Genomic DNA, 18,427 nt, shown 5'->3' on the forward strand with positions numbered 1-18,427 from the left:
CAGGTCGGGGCGGTTGGCGGCGATCCAGGCGTGGACGTCGGCGCCACTGACGCCTCCGGGCATGCGAATATCGGTGATGATGCCGCGATAGGCGCCGCCGGCCAGCATGCGCAGGCCGTCCACGCCGGAGCTGGCCGGGACCACGCGGTAGCCATGGCGCTCCAGCGTGGTGCGGATGAGCATCATGACCGAGGGCTCGTCCTCGATCACCAGCACGGGTTCTTGCGGCACCGCTGGCGCGCTCATGCTTCACTCCTCAGTGCGGCGGCAGCCGCCTCCGGCGTGCCCGCCACCGGCAGCCGGATGCGGAACCAGGCCCCGGGTTGGGTAGTGTTGTTGGCGCAACTGATGTCCCCGCCGTGCTCGCGCACAATGCCGTAGCAGATGCTCAGACCGAGGCCCGTCCCCTTCCCCACTTCCTTGGTGGTGAAGAAAGGATCGAAGATGCGCTCCGGGTAGGCGATGCCGCTGCCGTTGTCGCGGAAAGTGATCTCGACGAAGCCGTCCTTGCACCCGGTCTCGATCTCGATGTGGCCGCGGCGGCCGGTCTCGCGCACGGCGTCGTAGGCGTTATTGAGAATGTTGAGGAACACCTGCTGGAGCTGGTGGGAATCGCCCACGATGTCGGGCACGCTCTCCTCGATGTGTTCCACGACGTCCACGCCGTGGCTGGTGAAGTCGTAGGAGCGGAGCTGCAGGGTGCGGCGCAGGATGGTGTTCACCTGCATGGACTTTCGCTGCGGCGGCATCTGGCGGGCGAAGCTCAGCAGGTTCTGCACGATGACCTTGGTGCGTTGCGCTTCCTGGATGATGAGCCGCAAGTCGCCGCGCGCCGAGTCGGGAACGTCCGGCTGGTCGGCCAGCAGCTCGGCGAAGCCCAGGATGGCGGTGAGCGGGTTGTTCACCTCGTGGGCCACGCCGCTGACCAACTGGCCGACGGCCGCCATCTTCTCGGTATGGCGGAGCTTGGCCTGGAGCAAGGCGGCATCGGTCACATCGGTCATCACGGCCACGATGCTGGTGGGGTTGCCCTGGTCGTCGCGCATGGGGCTGAGGTTGACGGAGAACTGGGAAGTGCCGCCATCGCCGCGCAGGAAGGGCAGTTCCAGGTTGTCCACCTGCTGCCCGCCGAGCGTGGCGGCGAACGCTTCCGCCAGGCGGGCGCGCCGCGGCGGAGCCACGAACTCCTCCAGGCGGTGGCCCAGCAGATCGTGTTCCTTGTAGGCGCCGGCCTCGAAGCAGCGGCGGTTGGCGTAGCTGATGAGCCCGGCCGTATCCACCACCATGATCATGCTCTGGGTGTTGTTGAGGATCTTGCGGTTGAAATCGCGTTCGCGCTGCAGTTGCGACTGGAAGGTCTTCAGCTCGGTGATGTCCAGGATGACGCCGCGATACTGCACCACGCGGCCTTGCGGGTCGCGCACGGCGATGGCGTTCTGCAGGGTGTGGATGAGCGAGCCGTCCTTGCGGCGCAAAGTCTCTTCAAAGTTGCGCAGCACGCCGGAGCGCTCGATGGCCTCGCTGAAGCGCTGCCGTTGTTCGCCCGACGAGAAAAGCTGCGTGGGAATGTCCACCTGCAGCAGCTCTTCGCGGCTGGCGAAGCCCAGCATGCGCACCAGGGCATCGTTCACTTCGATGAAGCGTCCCTCCGGCGTGGAGAAGAACAAACCTTCCTGGATATTGTCGAACAGCTCGCGGTAGCGGCGCTCGGCCTCGCGCCGGTCGCTGATGTCCTTGAGGATGTGAATCGTCTGCAGCGCTTCTTCATGCTCGCCGTGCAGGCGCGAAGTGGAGATGAGATACGTGCGCTCCAGCGCCGGGTGGATGTACTCGTCCCCGGCCTCCGCGCTGGAACGGCAGAACGGACAGGCGTGGCCGGAACCGCTTTCCGCGGTAATGGAAATCAGGGCGCGCATGGTCACGCCGATCAGTTCCGCGGGATGCACGCCGATGAAGTCCGCCAGGGTGCGGTTCACGCGCAAAATGCGGTTGTGGTCATCGTGCACCACGATGAAATCGGTGATGGCGTCGAAGATCTCGGTCCACTGCTTGCTGGAGTTCTCCATGCGGGAGAACATCAGGGCGCTCTCCACCGCCACGGCGGCATGCCCGGCCAGCGCTTCCAAAAGTGACCGCTCCGCTGGCTGCAGCGGCCGTCCGCGCTCGGCCAGGCACAACATTCCGAGCAGTTCCCCCTTGGGTCCCGCCAGGCGTGCTACGGCCAGGTCGGTCCAGCCCAGCGAGGAAGCCACGGCCGGCGTGAGCAGTTCCGAAGCGGAGCCCGAGAGCACGGTCTGCGACCGGCTGGCGGCCAGGTCGGTGAGCACGGTGCCCAGGCGCCGTTGCAGGCTGCGGTCGGGGCTGTTCGCGGGATCGTGCAGGAAGGCGACGTCCAGGATCTTGCCTTGGGCCAGGGCCAGGGCTCCGGCGCGCGCACCTAACATCTCCGCCGAGCGCACCGTGAAGCTGCGGATGAAATCCGGCAGGCGGAGGGAGGAGTTGAGCTCGCGGGCCAGGCCCATCAGGCTCTCCACGCGTTGCCGGTGCTGCTCGGAAAGCCGCAGGTTGGCGGCCGAATCCAGCGCCATGGCCACCGGGGCCGCCAGCCCCGAGGCCCGCCGCACATCTTCCTCGGTGATGATGCCGCCGTCGTTCCGGTCGATGAGGGCGAACAGACCTTGGATCTCACCGTCGCTCCCCGCCAGCGGAATGAGCAGGTATTGCCGCACGGGAAAAGGAGCAGACGCGGCCAGCCCGCCGTCGGCTTGGTTGACGTCGTCACACCAGAAGGGCTCACGAGTAGCGAAGACGCGCTGCGCCAGCCGGGGACGCAGTTCGACATGCACCTCGCGTCCCTTACCTTCTTCGGCGACCCAGCGCACGTGGCAAGACTCTCCCTCGCGCAAGGCGACAAAGGCGCGGGCAAAGCCGAGCACGTCCGCAGCCCGTACCAGGAAACCCGCCAGGTTGCGTTCCGGTCCGCGCGCGGCGCCGAGTTCGGCGGCCATCTCCACCAGTTGCCGCAGCTCGTCGGACTGAGCGCTCACGGTGGCGCTCAACTCCGCGTTGGCGAGCGCCAGCGCGGAAGTGTTGGCCAGGGCGCTGATCAGGGATTTCTGGGTCGCATCAAAAGTTCCCCGCGAGCGGCTGAATACCAGCAAAGCGCCTTTGCTGCGCGGCGTGCGGAATGGGGCGGCCACCGCCTGTCCCGTGGGCAGCAAATCTTCCAGGCCGTTGCTGGAAGAGATGGATCCGGTCACCAGCTCGCCGCTATCACAGGCGCGCGCTACCAGGTCCTCTGCGCCTTGCCAGCCATGTTGCTCGAAGCCGGAGGCGATAGATTGGGCAAGCTGCTGGCTTTCTGCCGCCGAGGCCAGCGGGCGGAGGCGTTCACCCTCGCGCACCAGCAGGACCGCGAAGCGGGCACGACTCAGGTCGACCACCGCACCCACCAAAGCCCGCAGGGCGACGGAGATATCCAACCGTGAGTTGAGGATCTGGGCGCACTCGGCCAATACCTGGGCTCGGCGCAGCTCCTGGTCGTCAACCAGGGTCGGCACCTTGCCCTCGTCCTCTAAGCCAGCCGTGCCGGCACCCAGGGTCTTCCGGGGATTGCCCATAAGGTCAAGCGGATCAACGCCAAAGCCACGGTAATCCGCCATCTCAATTTGAGTCAAGCAAAACAGTGAAGGGGTGCCGATTCAGCAACAGTCGAAGCACGAGCCAGTTGGCCGGCGTGTCTCAGGCTGAGATGCCTCAGGTCGTAAGCAAGCCCGATTGAGACGCCAGAGACAGCGATTCCGAAGCTTGGGCTGATTGTCGCCTGCGCGAGTAACTGATTGACGAATTGAGCGTTATCCCACATCGGATGCCGGCGATCGGGGTCGGCCAAGAACTGGCATGGCCCGTGCATAGGTTGGTTCCGGCATTCAATCTTTAGGAGGGTTCCCTCGTGTCCATGAACATCCTCAAGCGCGCCGCCGCAATCGGGCTGATTGCCCTTGCCGGCGCAGCCACGCTCTGCGCCCAACCCACGGAAGACAGCGGTCGCAAGGTCAAGACCCGCGTTCAGCCCACCTACCCGGCCATCGCCAGGAAGATGAACGTGGCCGGGTCGGTGAAGGTCGAGGTCGTGGTCGCGCCCAGTGGCGAGATTAAGTCCACCAAAGTGATCGGGGGACACCCGCTGCTGGTCAATGCGGCCGTCGATGCCCTGAAGCAGTGGAAGTACGAAGCAGCCGGCGAAGAGACCACCACGATCGTCGAGTTCCGCTTCAACCCGACCAACCAGTAGGCCAAGCCCTCACGGAGGCGCAGTCATGAGTATCGGCAGGAAGATTTACCTGGGCTTCGGGGCGGTCCTCGGGATCGTCGTGTTGCTTCTGGTCGTGAATATTGCCGCGGTGCAGTGGGAACACTCGGCCCGGGCCTCCGCGGCGCGCGCGGTAGAAACCATGCGGCTGGCGGAGAGCATCCAGTTCCAGATGATGCAGAACCGCCTCTACCTGGCCAACTACCTGCAGAGCGGCGACACCCGCGAAGCTGAGTACACGCAAAGCGGCTACGCGCGCTTGAACGACTTGCTGAAGCAGGCCGAAGAAAAGGCCAATTCCGACCAGCAGCGCTCCGCTTTCACGCGCTTCCGCGACGCCGAGCGGGAATGGCTGGCGAGCTTTGCCAATCCCCTGATTGAAAAGCGCAAGGAAGTGGACGCCGGCAACATCACCGTAGCCGACCTGCAGGTCTTCTATCTGCAGCAGGACCCCGGGGAGTGGCTGCGCAAGTCCACCGAGCCGCTGGCGGAAGCCGGCCAGGCGGCAACCAAGTCGCTAGAGGAATCGGACAAGTCCAGCCGCACCGCGGCCACCTTCACCACCGTGGCCACCATCGTGGGAACGCTCCTGGCCCTGCTGTGCGGCCTGTGGATTGCGTACGTGACCACGCGCTCCATCGTGCAGCCGCTGCGGCAATTGATTGCCGCGGCACGTGAGATCGGCAACTCCGGCGACCTGGACCACAAAGTGGAGATCCAACGCTCGGACGAGATCGGCGACCTGGCGCAGACCTTCAACGGCATGGTCGAGTACCTCCGTGAGATGGCGCAGCTCTCCGAAGACATTGCCGGAGGCGACCTGACGGTGGAGATCGAGCCGCGCTCGCCCAAAGACACTCTGGCCCATGCCTTCCGTTCCATGACCGAGGGCCTGCGCAAGCTGGCGCGTGACGTGCGCGATAACGCTTCGCAGGTTTCCAGCGGCGCCATGCAGGTGGCCCAGGCGTCGGAGGAGTCGGCCAAGGTGAGCCTGAGCGCCTCTTCGGCGATCGACGAAGTCTCCAGCACCATGCACGAAATGAGCATCAACGTGCAGAACATGGTGAAGAACACCCAGATGCAGGCGTCCAGCGTGAGCGAGACCTCGGCTTCCATCGATCAGATGGTGGCTTCCATCCAGCGCGTGGCCGACACCGCCCGCGTGCTGCTGGACATCTCGCAGCGCTCGCGCGAGGAAGTGCAGAACGGCATCACCACCATGGACAAGGCCACCGAAGGCCTGACCCGCATCAACGGCTCCATCCATGCCTCCGCGGAGATCATCGGCGTGCTCGGGAACCGGGCCGACGACATCGGCAAGATCATCGAGGTGATCGACGACCTGGCCGAGCAGACCAACCTGCTGGCCCTCAACGCCGCCATCGAAGCGGCGCGCGCGGGCGAGCACGGGCTGGGCTTCGCGGTGGTAGCCGACGAAGTGCGCAAGCTGGCGGAAAAGTCGGCGCAGTCCACCAAGGAGATCAGCGAGCTTATCCAGAGCATCCAGAAGGAGGCCCGCAAAGCGGTGGAGAACATGGAAAAGTCCACCGTGATCGTCAATGACGGGCTCACGCTGGGCACCGACCTGAACCAGGCCCTGAAGAAGATCTCCAGCGTCGTGACCGAGGTCTACAAGTTCGCGCAGGAGATCGGGGCGGCTACCAACGAGCAGTCCCACGGCTCCTCGCAGATCGCCAAGGCCACCACGCGCCTCAACGAAATCACGCACGAGATCAACTCCTCGGTGGAGGAGCAGGCCTCGGGCGCGCGCGGCGTGATGAAGGCCATGGAGAAGATGCGCGAGCTGGTCGGCCAGTCCACCTCGGGTTCGACGGAACTGGCAGCCTCAGCCGAACAGATGTCCCGGATGTCGCGCTCCCTGCTGGAAGTGATGGATCGCTTCTCCCTTGATGCCGAGCACAGCGGCAACGGCAATGGCCACGGCTCCAACGGCAACGGACGGAAGGCCATGGCGCGCAAGTCGCAAGAGGATTATGCGCGCACGGAGGCGTCGCGCTACGCGGCGTCGTCCCGCTCCTAGCGGAGAACGATCATGTCCAGGGAGATGCACATCGTCGGATTCCGGGTAGGGCGCGAGCTGTTCGGCGTGCCCATCCACCTGGTGCACGAGATCGTGCGCGTGCCCGAGATCACCTCGGTGCCGGACGCTCCCGGATGCGTGGAGGGAGTGATCAACCTGCGTGGCCGCATCGTTCCCGTGCTCGATTTGCGGAAACGCTTCGGTGAGCGGGAGATCCGGCCGCACAAGAAGAATCGCATCCTGGTGGCGGAACTCGACGGACGCATGGTCGGACTGGTCGTCGATGCCGCCAGCGAAGTGCTCAAGCTCCCGGAAACGGAGATCGAGCCCGCCCCCGGAGTTTTCCAGGAGGGCAAGCGCAGTTACGTCACCGGCGTGGGCAAGCTCGACAGCCGGCTGGTGATCCTGGTGGACCTGGCGCGGGTGCTGGAGCGCGGCGAACTGCGGCAACTGGCGGAGACCGCCGAGACGGCAGCCGCTTCGGCCGCTGCCCGCTGACGGGCGAGATCAGCGACACAACGAGATTCGGGTGATAGCGAGACCCTAATGGCAACTTCGACCCTGGCAGTCCAGCTCACTGAAGCCGAACTGAAACTGCTGCAGACCCTGATCTATCAGGAATGCGGCATGTACTTCGATGAGCGGCGCGTCCACTTCCTCCAGGACCGACTGCAGCGCCGTCTGAAGGCCACCCAACTCGACACCTTCTACAATTACTATCGCCTGCTTACCAGCCGCGAAGGCAAGCCTGAGCTGGGCGCGCTGCTGGAAAACCTCACGGTCAACGAGACCAGCTTCTTCCGCAACAAGCCGCAGCTCGATCTCTTCCACAAGACCATCCTGGAGGAGATGCTGAATCGCAAGCAGGAGCGCCGCGATTTCACGCTGCGCCTGTGGAGCGCGGGTTGCTCCACCGGCCAGGAGCCCTACACGCTGGCCATCCTGGTGGCCGACGCGCTGGCCTACTACTACCTGCGCAATCCCCTGCCCTTCGAGATGCCTACGCCCAAGCCGCTGATCCCGCCGCCGTGGAAAGTGGAGGTCCTGGCGTCGGACATCAGCTACAGCGTGCTGCGCGCCGGGCAGGAGGCCGTGTATCCCGAGCACCAGATGGATGCGGTGGACTACTCCTATCGCCTGCGCTACTTCGACAAGGTGGGCGACCGCTATGCGGTGAAGAAAACGGTAAAGGACCTGGTTCACTTCGACTTCCACAACCTGAAGACCGAGTTCCTGCCCCAGCGCAACGACTTCATCTTTTGCCGCAACGTCATGATCTATTTCGACGAGGCGGAACAGAAACGTCTGATCGACAAGTTCTACCGCTGCCTGAATCCCCACGGATACCTGTTCGTGGGACACGCCGAGAGCCTGTTCGGACTGACCGACAAGTTCCGCATGGTCCACCAGAACAACGGCACCTGCTACCACCGCATCGAGGTGAACGCGTGAGCATGTTCGACGAAGAACGGGCCGGCGAACTGCGCGAACTCTTCTTCGAGAGCGCCCTCGAATTGTTGCAGGCGCTCAACGAGCAGGGCCTCGAGCTGGAAAAACGCCCCGGCGACGCGGAAACGGTGCGGGCGGTGCGCCGTACGGTGCACACGCTCAAGGGCGATTCCGCCGCTTGCGGCTACCGGGAATTGAGCGAGCTTGCTCACCAACTGGAAGACGCGCTCACGCCGGAACTGGCGGCGCGCGCGGGACGCGGCCTCGCCGAAGTGGTCCTCGGCGCCGCCGACGTCTTTGAAGCCATGCTGCGTGCCTTCCGGGCCGGCCAGCCGGTGCCTTCCGGCGAGCCGGTGTGCGCCGCCGTGCGCGCGCTGATCGAAGGCAAGACGGATCCTTCCCCCCAGGCATCTTCCGCGCCTGCCTTCGCCTGGTCGGAATACGAACGGGTCGTGATGACCGATGCGGCTAGCCAAGGCGCCGCCGTCCACAACCTTTTGGTCACGCTGGACCCGCACTGCGCCCTGCGCGGCGCGGCCGTGCAGTTGATCCGCAACGTGCTGGACGAATTGGGCACGGTGCTGGCTCTGCGGCCCGAACAGGTTGCACTGGAAGCACAGGTAGCCGCGGTGGAGGCTGCGCTCGCCTCGGAGCGTTCCGCCGAAACTATCGCGCAAAAGTGCCGCATCCCGGCCGTAGTGTCCGGCGTGCGCATCGAGCGCTGGATGCCGGAAAGCGAACCTGAAGCGGCTGACGCCGACCTCTTCCCTGCTCCTGTCGCTGCGGACAAGTCGGCCGCAGAAACGGCGACGCCGGTGGAAAACTCCGCCCCACCTCGGACTCCCATCGCAGAGAACGTCCTGCGGGTGGACGCGGAGCGCATCGACCAGGTGCTCAACCTGGTGGGCGAGCTGATTATCGGCAAGTCCATGCTGCACCAGGTAGTGCAGGATTTCGAGCGCCGCTTCCCCAAGGACCCGATGCGTGCCCGCTTGGCGGACACGCTGGCTTTCCAGGCCCGGGTGCTGAACGACCTGCAGAAGGGCGTCATGAAAGTGCGCATGGTGCCGGCCGAGCAGCTCTTCCGCCGCTTCCCGCGCATCGTGCGCGACGTGGCCCATGCGCAAGGCAAGCAAGTCACGACGGTTGTCTCCGGGCAGGACACCGAGCTCGACAAGAGCATCCTGGATACTCTGGCCGAGCCGCTTGCGCACCTGGTGCGCAACGCGGTGGACCACGGCATTGGAACCGTGCAGGAACGAGTCGCAGCCGGCAAGCCCGCGGAGGGCACGGTGCGGCTCGACGCCTACCACCAGGGCAACCAGGTGGTCATCGAGGTGGCGGATGACGGGCGCGGCATCGACCGCAACAAAGTAGTGGCCAAGGCCATCGAGCGCGGCCTGATCACCGCCGAGGACGCCAGCCGCCTGGGCGATTCCGAGGCTCTGGCCTTGATCTTTCATCCCGGATTGAGCACGGCCGAGCACGTAACCGCGATTTCCGGACGCGGTGTGGGCATGGACGTGGTGAAGACCGTCGTGGACGGAATGAAGGGCACCATCAGCATCGAGAGCGAGCCTGGCCGTGGAACGCGCTTCTTCCTGCGCGTGCCGCTGACGCTGGCCATCATCAAAGCGCTGTTGTTCCGCGTGGAAGAGCGCATGTACGCCGTACCGTTGGCCTCGGTGGTAGAGATCACGCGCGCTCCCCAGTCCGAGATCCGGCGCGTGGGCGAGCACGAAGTCATCCGCCTGCGCAACGAAGTGCTGACCGTGGTCCGGCTCGATCGTTTGGCCGGACGCCCAGCCAGCGCCGCGTCCAAAGTCTTCGTCATCGTAGTGGCCCTGGGCGAACGCAGGTTCGGACTCATCGTGGATCGCCTGGTGGGCGAGGAAGAACTGGTCATCAAGGCCCTGGAAGACCGCCTGGTCTCGACCGAATTCGTAAGTGGCGCCTCCATTCTGGGAGATGGCACCGTCGTGCTCATTCTGAATCTGGCGGTGGTGGTGGAGCGCCTGAGCCGCGCCGTCGACGAGGAGGTGCTGGCATGAGCGACCCGGTCCGCGTGCTGGTGGTGGACGACTCCGCCCTGATGCGCAAGCTCATCCCTCAGATTCTGGAGCGCGACTCTTCCCTGCAGGTGGTAGGCACGGCCATGGATGGCGCCTTCGGGCTGAAAAAGATCGAAGAATTGCAGCCCCATGTGGTCACCCTCGACCTGGAAATGCCGCGCATGGACGGAATCGAGACGCTGCGCGAAGTCACGCGCCGCTGCCGGGTCCCGGTGATCGTGGTGAGCGCGCACACCACCCAGGGCGCCTCCGCCACCTTCAAGGCGCTGGCCCTGGGCGCTTTCGATTTCGTGGCCAAGCCCCGCGACGCGGCTCAGGCCCGCATGGAACAGATTGCCGCCGAACTCATCGGCAAGATCAAGGTAGCGGCACAGAACGGCGTGCCTAACCGTCCGCCCCAGGTGCCGGTGGAAGGGCGGCGGGTGAACAAGCCCGCGGTGCGTCTCCGCCGGCGGCCCACGCGCGTCATCGCCATCGGGATCTCCACCGGCGGGCCCAATGCGCTCCAGTACATGCTCTCGCAGCTTCCCGGCGATTTCCCCGGCAGCATCGTGGTCGTGCAGCATATGCCCGAAGGCTTCACGGAAATGTTTGCGCGGCGGCTGGACGAGTGCTGCGCCATCGACGTCAAGGAAGCCCAGTCCGGCGATCTGCTGCTGGCCGGCCGCGCTCTCATTTGCCCCGGCAACCGTCACATCCGCGTCCGCCAGATGCCGCTGGGCGACATGGTGGTGCTCTCGGATGAAGACAGGGTGAACGGCCACCGGCCGTCGGTGGACGTGCTGTTCCGCTCCGCGGCGCAGCAGTTCGGCGACCGCGCCGTGGCGCTGATCATGACCGGCATGGGCGAGGACGGCGCGGATGCCATGGGCGAAGTGCGCGCGCTGGGCGGCGTGACCATCGCCCAGAACGAAGAGTCCTGCGTGGTGTACGGCATGCCCCGCACCGCCGTCGAACGCGGCCACGTGCAGCGGGTAGTCCCGCTGGACGCGCTGGCCAACACACTGCAAGCGATGTGCGCCCCCGAGCGCGTGCACGCGGGAAAGGTTTTGCTCGGAACACACTGAGAGGTGCTCTATATGGAAAACTTTGCGGCTCTATTGCGCAGCAAGGACAACCAGCCGGTCCGCTACCTGATCGTGGACGACTCTGTCTTCGCGCGCCGCAACCTGGCACGCCTGGTCGAGTCGTTCGGGGGCCTGGTGGCGGGCGAGGCGGGCGACGGCTGTACCGCCATCACTGAGTACGAGCGTACCCGGCCCGACATCGTGCTCATGGACATCACCATGCCGCAAATGGAGGGCATCGAGGCCGCCGAGCGCATTGTGACCCGCTTCCCGGACGCCCGCATCGTCATGGTCTCTTCCGTCGGCTACCAGGAGAACATCGTGGCTGCCCTGCAGAAGGGCGCGCGCCACTTCGTGCAGAAGCCGGTGAAGCCGGAGGTGCTCTACGACGTGGTCCGTTACGTGATGGGCGAGGAAGGCGTCACCACCCAGTTCACGGCCGCGGAGGTGCGGGAATGAGGATGGAACTGATCCAGCCGTTCATTAACGCCGCCGACGCGGTGCTGGCCGAGACCCTGCAGTGCACCACGCAGATGGGCGGCGTCAGCATGGAAGAAGCGGCTTACCGCCGCCGCGGTGTCGCGGCCGTGGTCAACATCCAGGGCGACATCGAGGGCCGCATCATCCTCGACCTCGACCCCCAGACGGCCGTGAACGTGGCCAGTAAGCTCATGGGCGAACCCGTGGCCGGGTCCGAAATGATGATCCAGGAAACCGTGTTCGAACTGGCCAATCAGATCATCGGCAACGCGGTGACCATGCTCAATGACGGCGGCTTCCGCTTCAAGATTCACCCCCCGGAACCGCCTGCTGAACAGGGGCCCAGGAGCACGGAAGACACCGAAGCGCTGGTCATGTGCTTCGACACGCCCAGCGGCAGCATGTTCATGAACATCGCCATGCGCTACAACCGCCGCCGGAAGAGTGAGCGCGAAGCCGTGGTGGTGGGATAACGGAAGTCTGCAGCGTTGAGGCGGTCCGCTAGGGCGTAGCGATCACGAAGACCGGCGTCTGGCGTGCACAGGTCACGGTTGCGGTGTCGGTGCAGAGCGGGTCCGCTTTGGGCGCCGCGAACGTCTGTACCACGGTGTCATTCGACGTCTGGATGTCGCTGATGGTCTGCGACACCCGGTTGGCCACGAACACTTTGCTGCTGTCCGCCGCCGCGTCCAGCGACACCGGACCGGTCCCCACCGTCACGGTGCGGGCGACCGTGTTGCTGTTGGTGTTGATCACAGACACGTTGTTGCTGTCGCGGTTGGCCACATAGGCCCGAGTGCCATCCGGAAGCGCTGCGATCGAGACCGGGGCCAGACCTGCCGCGACGCCAGCCGGTAGATTCGCATCTAGCGCGACCGTGGTCACCGCCAAGAAGTTCGGGGAGTTGGCATCGGCGTTGATGATGCTCACGCTGTTGCTGCCGGTGTTGGCCACATAGACGCGCAGCAGGCGGGGATCGAAGCGCAAGAAGCTGGGAGCCGCACCCACTGCAAGTGTTGCCGTCACCGTGTCGCTGGCGGTGTCCACCACGCTAACGGTCGCATCCCCCTGGTTCAGAACGTAGAGCCGGGCCCCATTCGAACTCATCGCCCCGGCCACCGGCGTGTTGCCCACCGCAATCGTGCCCAGGATGGAGTTGTCGATGTTCGCAATTACCGTGACCGTACCGTTGCCATTGATGCAGTAGAGCTTGGAACCGCTGGGCGTTCCCGCCAGAGCCACCGGCGCGCTGCCTGCCGGCAGGGCCACCTCGGTGACGAGCACGTCGGTAGTCACGTCGATCACCCCTACTCGGTCCGTGCCCGCCTCCGCAACGTACATCCGGGTGTTGACGTTGCTGTGAACATACACCGGCGCCGAGCCGGCGGGCAGGCTGATGGTTCGCACCGCGCCGCCGGCGAGAAAGGTGACGTAGGAACTCACGCTGTCGCTGTCCTGGTTGGCCGTGTACGTGCGATTCCCCGTGGGAGGGAGAAGTGCGGCGTGAACCGGACCGGTGCCTACGTCACGCAGGAGGCCGGCGGTATCCCCGGCGACATCATAGTGACTCACACTGCCTACGGCCGCGCCGTTTTGATTAACTACCAGAGCCAGCCTTAGGTTGGCCGGGTCGCCACCGGGTCCCGAAATGGGCGTGACCACGGGGCGGAATGTCTCTCCGCATCCGGCCAGCAACTGGGTTAGCAGGACAAGCGCTACCGCCGCCAGGCCAGCCCTTCGATATGAGTTCATCCAGACTCCCGCTGCGACGGACAGCGAAAAAAGGCGTCATGACGACGCAAACCGGCTATTTTAATGGCTCAAGCAGTTTCCGTCCAACACGCCGCCATGCTCGGCCCTTCCTCGTCCGTTCGTTTGGTTTCAACCGCTCGCATTGCATGGGCGCGGGCCGCCCTCACGGGACTGCTGCTGGCGGCTTCGGTCCGGCTCATCCTGCAGGCGGGCGGCGGTACCGAGGTTGCTCAGCGTCTGCCCATGGCTTTGACGCTGACTGCCGCGCTGGCGGTTGCTGCCCGCGTGCTGCGGGTCGTGACCGGTGGTGGGGCGCTGGCGGGATGGTTCGCGGCGCTGCTGCTCTACCTGGGAGCAGGACCAGCCATGTTTGCGGGCCTGGTGGCATTGTTCCTTGTTACCGCGTTAGGGACTCGCTGGGGACGCTCGCGCAAGGAGCAACTGGGCACGGCGGAGAGTCGAAGTGGCAGATCCGCGGCCCAGATCCTGGCCAACACGGCCATGGCGGCGCTCGCCGCAGCGCTTGCGCCGGGCAGCGAAAACTCCATGCCGCTGCTGGCCGCCGCGGTCGCCGCGCTGGCCGAAGCCGCCGCCGATACGGTATCCAGCGAGTATGGGCAGGCCGCCGCCCGGCCGACCTTCCTCATCACCAGTGGCAAGCCGATCGCGCCCGGCACCGATGGCGGAGTCAGCCTCGGCGGCAGCGGTGGCGGAGTGTTGGCAGCAGCGCTGGTGGTCGCTACCTGTGTGGCCGGAGGCGCAGTGCCGGTAGCCGCTTTCCTCCCGCTGGTGCTCGCAGGCGCCTTGGGGATGGTGGTGGATAGCTTCCTCGGCGCAGTGTGGGAGAGGTGCGGCCGCCTCTCCAACGACACCGTGAACCTGCTCGGCACATTCAGCGCCGCCGCCGTTGCCTTCCTCTGGTTCCGGTAGCTTGGCCGCCCGTGCAGATTCATGTAACGTGTCCGACTGTTCCCAGGTTGACCCCTATGCGACAGCTGCTTCGGCTGGCGTTCCTGACCCTCGCCTTATCCTCCGCTCATGGGGAGGAGTATGACGTGCTCATTCGCCATGGCCGGGTTGTGGACGGCTCCGGAAATCCGTGGGTGTATGCGGATGTCGGAATCATCGGCGACCGGGTCGCGTTCGTCGGTCGCGCCGCCGAAAGCGTCACTGCAAGGAAGACCATTGACGCCAAGGGGAAAGTCGTCGCGCCCGGCTTTGTTGACATGCTGGGCCAGAGCGAGTTCTCGCTGCTGGTGGACCGGCAGGCAGTGAGCAAGCTCACCCAGGGCATCACGACCGAAATCACCGGCGAAGGCAACTCCGTGGCGCCAGTCAACAGCACTTCGCTGGCCGAGCTCCAGGACTTCCTCCGCACCTACAAAATCACCGTGGACTGGCAGTCGCTCGATGAATACTTCCGGCGGCTGGAGCACCAAGGCACGGCCATCAATCTCGGGACGTTCGTGGGCGCGGCGCAGGTGCGCCAGGCGGTGTTGGCCAACCAGGACCGCGCGCCTACACCGGAAGAGCTCGCCCGCATGCAGACCCTGGTGGAAGACGCCATGTACGACGGCGCCATGGGCCTCTCTACTTCCCTCATTTATCCTCCCGGCTCGTTCGCCAAAACCGACGAGCTGGTTGCGCTGGCGCGTGTCGCTGCGCGTCATGGCGGCATCTACGCCTCGCATGTCCGCGATGAGAGCGCGAGCATCCAGCAGGCGCTCGAGGAGGCGTTCCACATCGGACGGGAAGCAGGTCTGCCGGTCGAAATCTGGCATCTCAAAGTCGCCGGGCGTCCCCACTGGGGAAGCATGAAAGAGGTCGTGGCCGCCATCGAGCGAGCCCGCGCCGCCGGGCTTGACGTTACCGCCGACCAGTATCCTTACGTGGCTTCGGCAACCACCCTTTCGGCTTTGGTCCCACCCCGCTACCAGGAAGGCGGTACCGATGCCTACCTCGCGCGTTTGCGGGATCCAGACCAGCGCGCTGCCATTCGACGCGACATCGAAACCGGCGTCCCCGGCTTCGAAAATATGTGGAAGGGACTCACCGGCCCGGAGGGAGTCCTGGTCGTGTCTGTGCTGTCGCCCGAATTGAAGAAGTACGAAGGCAAGAACCTTGCCGAGATCGCGGCCGGGCAGAAGAAGGACCCCCTCGATGCGGCGCTGGATCTGATCATCTCTGACCACAACAATGTCGGCGCCGTGTATTTTGAGATGAGCGAGCCGGACGTCCGTCTGGCGATGCAGCAACCCTGGGTCGCGGTGGATACCGATGCCGGCGCCACCAACCCGCAGGGTCCGCTGGGCGCGACCAAGACGCACCCGCGCGCCTATGGTTCCTTCACCCGCATCCTGGGCAAGTACGTCCGCGAAGAGAAAGTGTTGCGGCTGGAGGACGCCATCCGCAAGTTCACTTCCCTGCCCGCCCAGCGCATGCGGCTGGCGGACCGCGGCCTGCTGCGTCCCGGATATTTCGCAGACATCACCGTCTTCGATCCGGAAACCGTGCTGGACCGGGCCACGTTCGCCGACCCACACCAGCCGTCGGTCGGGATCGAGTACGTGCTCGTGAATGGCGTGCTTGCCCTGGAGCACGGCAAGGTCACGGGGCAGATGGGCGGACGCCCGCTCCGCGGGCCCGGCTGGCTGGCTCGCGACTATTCGCCCGATGGCCTCCCGCCTCGCGGCCAGCTCGAGGGCGTGGTCACCGACGACGCAGGCTGGCCCCTGCCGCGTACCAGCGTCACTTTGCTCGACGCATCGGGGAAGGCGGTAGGCAGTTTTACCACGCGCAAGGATGGGCGGTACCGGATTCCTGCGGACACCGTCTGTCACGCCTGTCGCCTGGTAGCCGAGCGTGCCGGGTTCGCCGCCGCGGAAGCCAGCGTAGACTATAACGGCGTCAATTCCCTGTGGTTCAGTTTCGCCTTGCGCCGGCTGGAGCCCGCAGAAACCGGGCCTTGAGCCACAGGCAGTGAACCTTTCTCCCTCCAGGAGGCATCTGAGAGATGGTCCGATCCACCATGAACCTGCGCACTTTTCTGATTGCCGGCGCCATGGCTGTCACCGTGTTCCTGTTCGCCCAGCGCAAGACCGAAACCAAGCCGCCGCTGGGCTTCAGCCTGGTCATCGACCTGACCCAGCCGCTGAGCGAGAAGTTTCCCAACTGGGAGGGCACCGAGAAGTCGCCTTTTGAAGCGCGGCCACTCGGCCAGATCGAGAAGGACGGATATTTCACCCGCACCCTCTCCATGCCCGAGCACTTCGCCACCCACGTGGACGCTCCCGCGCATTTCGCCGCCGGCCGCTGGACCGTGGACCAGATTCCTCCGGAGCGGCTCATTGGCCCGCTCGTGGTTCTTGATGTCCGCCATCGGGTACGAAGCAACGCCGATTACCAGGTCGCAATCGAGGATGTGGCCGCCTGGGAGCAGGCCAACGGGCAGATTCCCGCCGGCGCCATCGTGGTAGCGTTCACCGGCTGGGCGGCGCGCGCGACTTCCATGAAGGACTATCGCAACGCGGATGCTTCCAACACCATGCACTTCCCCGGCTTCTCGCCCGAGACCGCGCGCTTCCTGGTGGAGTCACGCAATGTGGTTGGGCTGGGAATCGACACTTTGAGCGTGGACTACGGCACTTCGAAGAGCTGGCCGGTGCATAAGTACACCGCCTCGCACAGCGTCTATCACATCGAGAACGTGGCCGACCTCAGCCGCGTCCCGGAGGCCGGCGCCCTCATCGTGGTTGCGCCCGCCAAGCTGGCCGGAGGCTCCGGCGGCCCGGCAAGAGTGTTGGCGCTAGTGAAGTGAGGGCGATGGGATCTTCTGGTTCGGTGACCCGATCACCTAATCACGAAATCCCCAACCGCCAGATGATGTAGCTTCCCACTTCCCTCAGGATCAGCTTCGTCCGCTCCCACCCGGAGACTGCCTGCGGCCGCGGCGAACCATGCGCCTCCAGGCCTTGCCCTTCGAGCATGCGCCGGATGCGGTACATGTGGTACCCATCGCTGACCGCTACGCAAGTGCGCAGGCCGTTGGCGCGCATGATCACGGCCACCCGCTTGGCGGCCTCCTCGGTGTCACTGCTTTGCGTCTCGGCGATGATGGCCGGCTCGGGCACGCCCCGGGCCACCAGGTAATCGCGGCCCACGCTGCCTTCGTTGTACTTCGGGTCCCCTCCGGAGCCGCCGGTGGTGATGACGAAGCGCGCCAGGTGCCTTTGAAACAGATCGTAGGCATGGTCGAGCCGTGCCCGGAACACGGGGGAGGGTCGCCCGCTGTACTGGGCCGCGCCAAAGACCACGATGGCGTCGGCAGGTTGCGCGTCATCCACGGTGGATTCTCGCAGGATCTCCCGGTAGAGCAGTGCGCTATAAACGATCGCCGCGAGGAAGAAGAAAACCAGCAGCCGGCGCGGCCAGCGCCGGGGGCGTGAACTGGCGCTCATGCCTGCTCGAGAAACGCCGCGATCTCCTTGGCGGGAATGGCTCCCTCGCGTAGCAGGCGCCAGCCGCCGCCTTCGTCCGAGAGGTCCACAATGGTGGAGGCCACGCTGCGCGCCGAAGGCCCGCCGTCCACGATGGTCGGCAGCCGATTGCCCAACTGCTCGCGGACGCCTTCCGCCGTCGTGCACTCCGGCGCGCCGCTCAGGTTGGCTGAGGTGGCCGTGATGGGAACGCCGGCAGCGCGGATGACGGCCACCGGCACGGTCGCCGCGGGCACCCGCAGGGCCACGTTGCCGCTGTTGGCGGTCACCTTGAGCGGCAATCGCGAGGCCGCCTTCACGATGATGGTCAGCGGGCCCGGCCAGAACTTGGCCGCCAACTCAAAGAATTGCGTGGGCAGCGGCCGCGCCAGCTCCATGGCCTGGTCTTCCGATTCGATCAGCAGCGAGAGCGGCTTGTGCCGCGAGCGCCCCTTGATGTCGTAAATGCAGTCCACCGCATGCAGGTTGAAAGGATCGGCGGCCAGCCCGTAGAAGGTATCGGTGGGCATGCCGACCACCTCGCCGCGGCGGATTTGCTCGGCCACGTACCCCACCAGCGAGGGCTCGGGTTTCTCGCGATTGATGCGGATGACTTCGGCGGGCAAAAGCGCGTCCTTTCCCCTGAGGGCGGGGCGAAACTAACACATCCCCCGGCGGCCCGCAAGAAAAGCGCCGGCAGCCGCCGTAGCTACAGTTTCAGGCTTCTATCGCCGGGTTGCAAGCTCGACCTGGGTCAGGCGGCGCGCCCGGCTCGGCCA

The 18,427-nt window shown here is 65.4% G+C and carries 16 protein-coding genes; 11 read left to right on the top strand and 5 right to left on the bottom strand.

What is annotated here, in order from left to right; genetic code table 11:
* A partial coding sequence (locus VLE48_05050) for a response regulator (protein HSA92358.1) occupies nt 1–246 on the bottom strand: 246 nt, incomplete at its 3' end.
* Entirely contained in the window at nt 243–3,560 is a 3,318-nt protein-coding gene (locus tag VLE48_05055; GenBank protein ID HSA92359.1) for a PAS domain S-box protein, read from the bottom strand. The genes VLE48_05055 and VLE48_05050, both read right to left, overlap by 4 nt.
* Before the next feature lie 398 nt (nt 3,561–3,958).
* Between VLE48_05055 and VLE48_05060 the strand changes: the two genes are divergently transcribed.
* From VLE48_05060 to VLE48_05095, 8 genes are read left to right on the top strand one after another with little or no spacing between them, the layout of a single operon-like run.
* Complete coding sequence (locus VLE48_05060) at nt 3,959–4,294, top strand: energy transducer TonB (GenBank protein HSA92360.1); 336 nt, start codon at nt 3,959–3,961, stop codon at nt 4,292–4,294.
* A gap of 25 nt (nt 4,295–4,319) precedes the next feature.
* Entirely contained in the window at nt 4,320–6,353 is a 2,034-nt protein-coding gene (locus VLE48_05065; protein ID HSA92361.1) for a methyl-accepting chemotaxis protein, read from the top strand.
* Between the two features lie 12 nt (nt 6,354–6,365).
* On the top strand, nt 6,366–6,851 hold the full coding sequence (locus VLE48_05070; GenBank protein ID HSA92362.1) for a chemotaxis protein CheW: 486 nt from the start codon (nt 6,366–6,368) through the stop codon (nt 6,849–6,851).
* A 48-nt stretch (nt 6,852–6,899) separates the two neighbouring features.
* On the top strand, nt 6,900–7,805 hold the full coding sequence (locus VLE48_05075) for a CheR family methyltransferase (GenBank protein ID HSA92363.1): 906 nt from the start codon (nt 6,900–6,902) through the stop codon (nt 7,803–7,805).
* A gap of 2 nt (nt 7,806–7,807) precedes the next feature.
* On the top strand, nt 7,808–9,853 hold the full coding sequence (locus tag VLE48_05080) for a chemotaxis protein CheA (GenBank protein HSA92364.1): 2,046 nt from the start codon (nt 7,808–7,810) through the stop codon (nt 9,851–9,853).
* On the top strand, nt 9,850–10,941 hold the full coding sequence (locus VLE48_05085; protein ID HSA92365.1) for a chemotaxis response regulator protein-glutamate methylesterase: 1,092 nt from the start codon (nt 9,850–9,852) through the stop codon (nt 10,939–10,941). Before VLE48_05080 ends, VLE48_05085 begins: the two co-directional genes overlap by 4 nt.
* A 12-nt stretch (nt 10,942–10,953) precedes the next feature.
* Entirely contained in the window at nt 10,954–11,400 is a 447-nt protein-coding gene (locus tag VLE48_05090; GenBank protein ID HSA92366.1) for a response regulator, read from the top strand.
* Nucleotides 11,397–11,894, top strand: a complete 498-nt coding sequence (locus VLE48_05095) for a chemotaxis protein CheX (protein HSA92367.1) — start codon at nt 11,397–11,399, stop codon at nt 11,892–11,894. The genes VLE48_05090 and VLE48_05095 overlap by 4 nt, the downstream gene beginning before the upstream one ends.
* Before the next feature lie 28 nt (nt 11,895–11,922).
* On the opposite strand, the gene VLE48_05100 is transcribed toward VLE48_05095, so the two are convergent.
* Nucleotides 11,923–13,173, bottom strand: a complete 1,251-nt coding sequence (locus VLE48_05100) for a YncE family protein (GenBank protein ID HSA92368.1) — start codon at nt 13,171–13,173, stop codon at nt 11,923–11,925.
* 63 nt (nt 13,174–13,236) lie between these two features.
* Between VLE48_05100 and VLE48_05105 the strand changes: the two genes are divergently transcribed.
* Genes VLE48_05105 through VLE48_05115 form a run of 3 tightly spaced genes read left to right on the top strand, consistent with a single transcriptional unit; the run spans nt 13,237 to nt 16,990 of the window.
* The gene (locus tag VLE48_05105; protein ID HSA92369.1) at nt 13,237–14,103 is read left to right on the top strand and encodes a DUF92 domain-containing protein; all 867 of its coding nucleotides are present in this window, start codon (nt 13,237–13,239) and stop codon (nt 14,101–14,103) included.
* A 56-nt stretch (nt 14,104–14,159) separates the two neighbouring features.
* Nucleotides 14,160–16,142, top strand: coding sequence for an amidohydrolase family protein (locus VLE48_05110; protein ID HSA92370.1), 1,983 nt, complete (start codon nt 14,160–14,162; stop codon nt 16,140–16,142).
* Nucleotides 16,143–16,186: 44 nt separating this feature from the next.
* Nucleotides 16,187–16,990, top strand: a complete 804-nt coding sequence (locus VLE48_05115; protein HSA92371.1) for a cyclase family protein — start codon at nt 16,187–16,189, stop codon at nt 16,988–16,990.
* Nucleotides 16,991–17,030: 40 nt separating this feature from the next.
* On the opposite strand, the gene VLE48_05120 is transcribed toward VLE48_05115, so the two are convergent.
* Together VLE48_05120 and VLE48_05125 are read right to left on the bottom strand one after the other, a co-directional pair.
* Nucleotides 17,031–17,630, bottom strand: a complete 600-nt coding sequence (locus tag VLE48_05120; GenBank protein HSA92372.1) for a YdcF family protein — start codon at nt 17,628–17,630, stop codon at nt 17,031–17,033.
* Nucleotides 17,627–18,274 carry an L-threonylcarbamoyladenylate synthase gene (locus tag VLE48_05125; GenBank protein HSA92373.1) on the bottom strand — a complete coding sequence of 216 codons (648 nt, stop codon included), beginning with the start codon at nt 18,272–18,274 and terminating at the stop codon, nt 17,627–17,629. Before VLE48_05125 ends, VLE48_05120 begins: the two co-directional genes overlap by 4 nt.
* Nucleotides 18,275–18,427 lie beyond the last annotated feature (153 nt).

It is taken from the genome of Terriglobales bacterium, from assembly GCA_035454605.1.
In the GTDB taxonomy this organism is placed as follows: Bacteria; Acidobacteriota; Terriglobia; order Terriglobales; family Acidobacteriaceae; genus DATMAB01.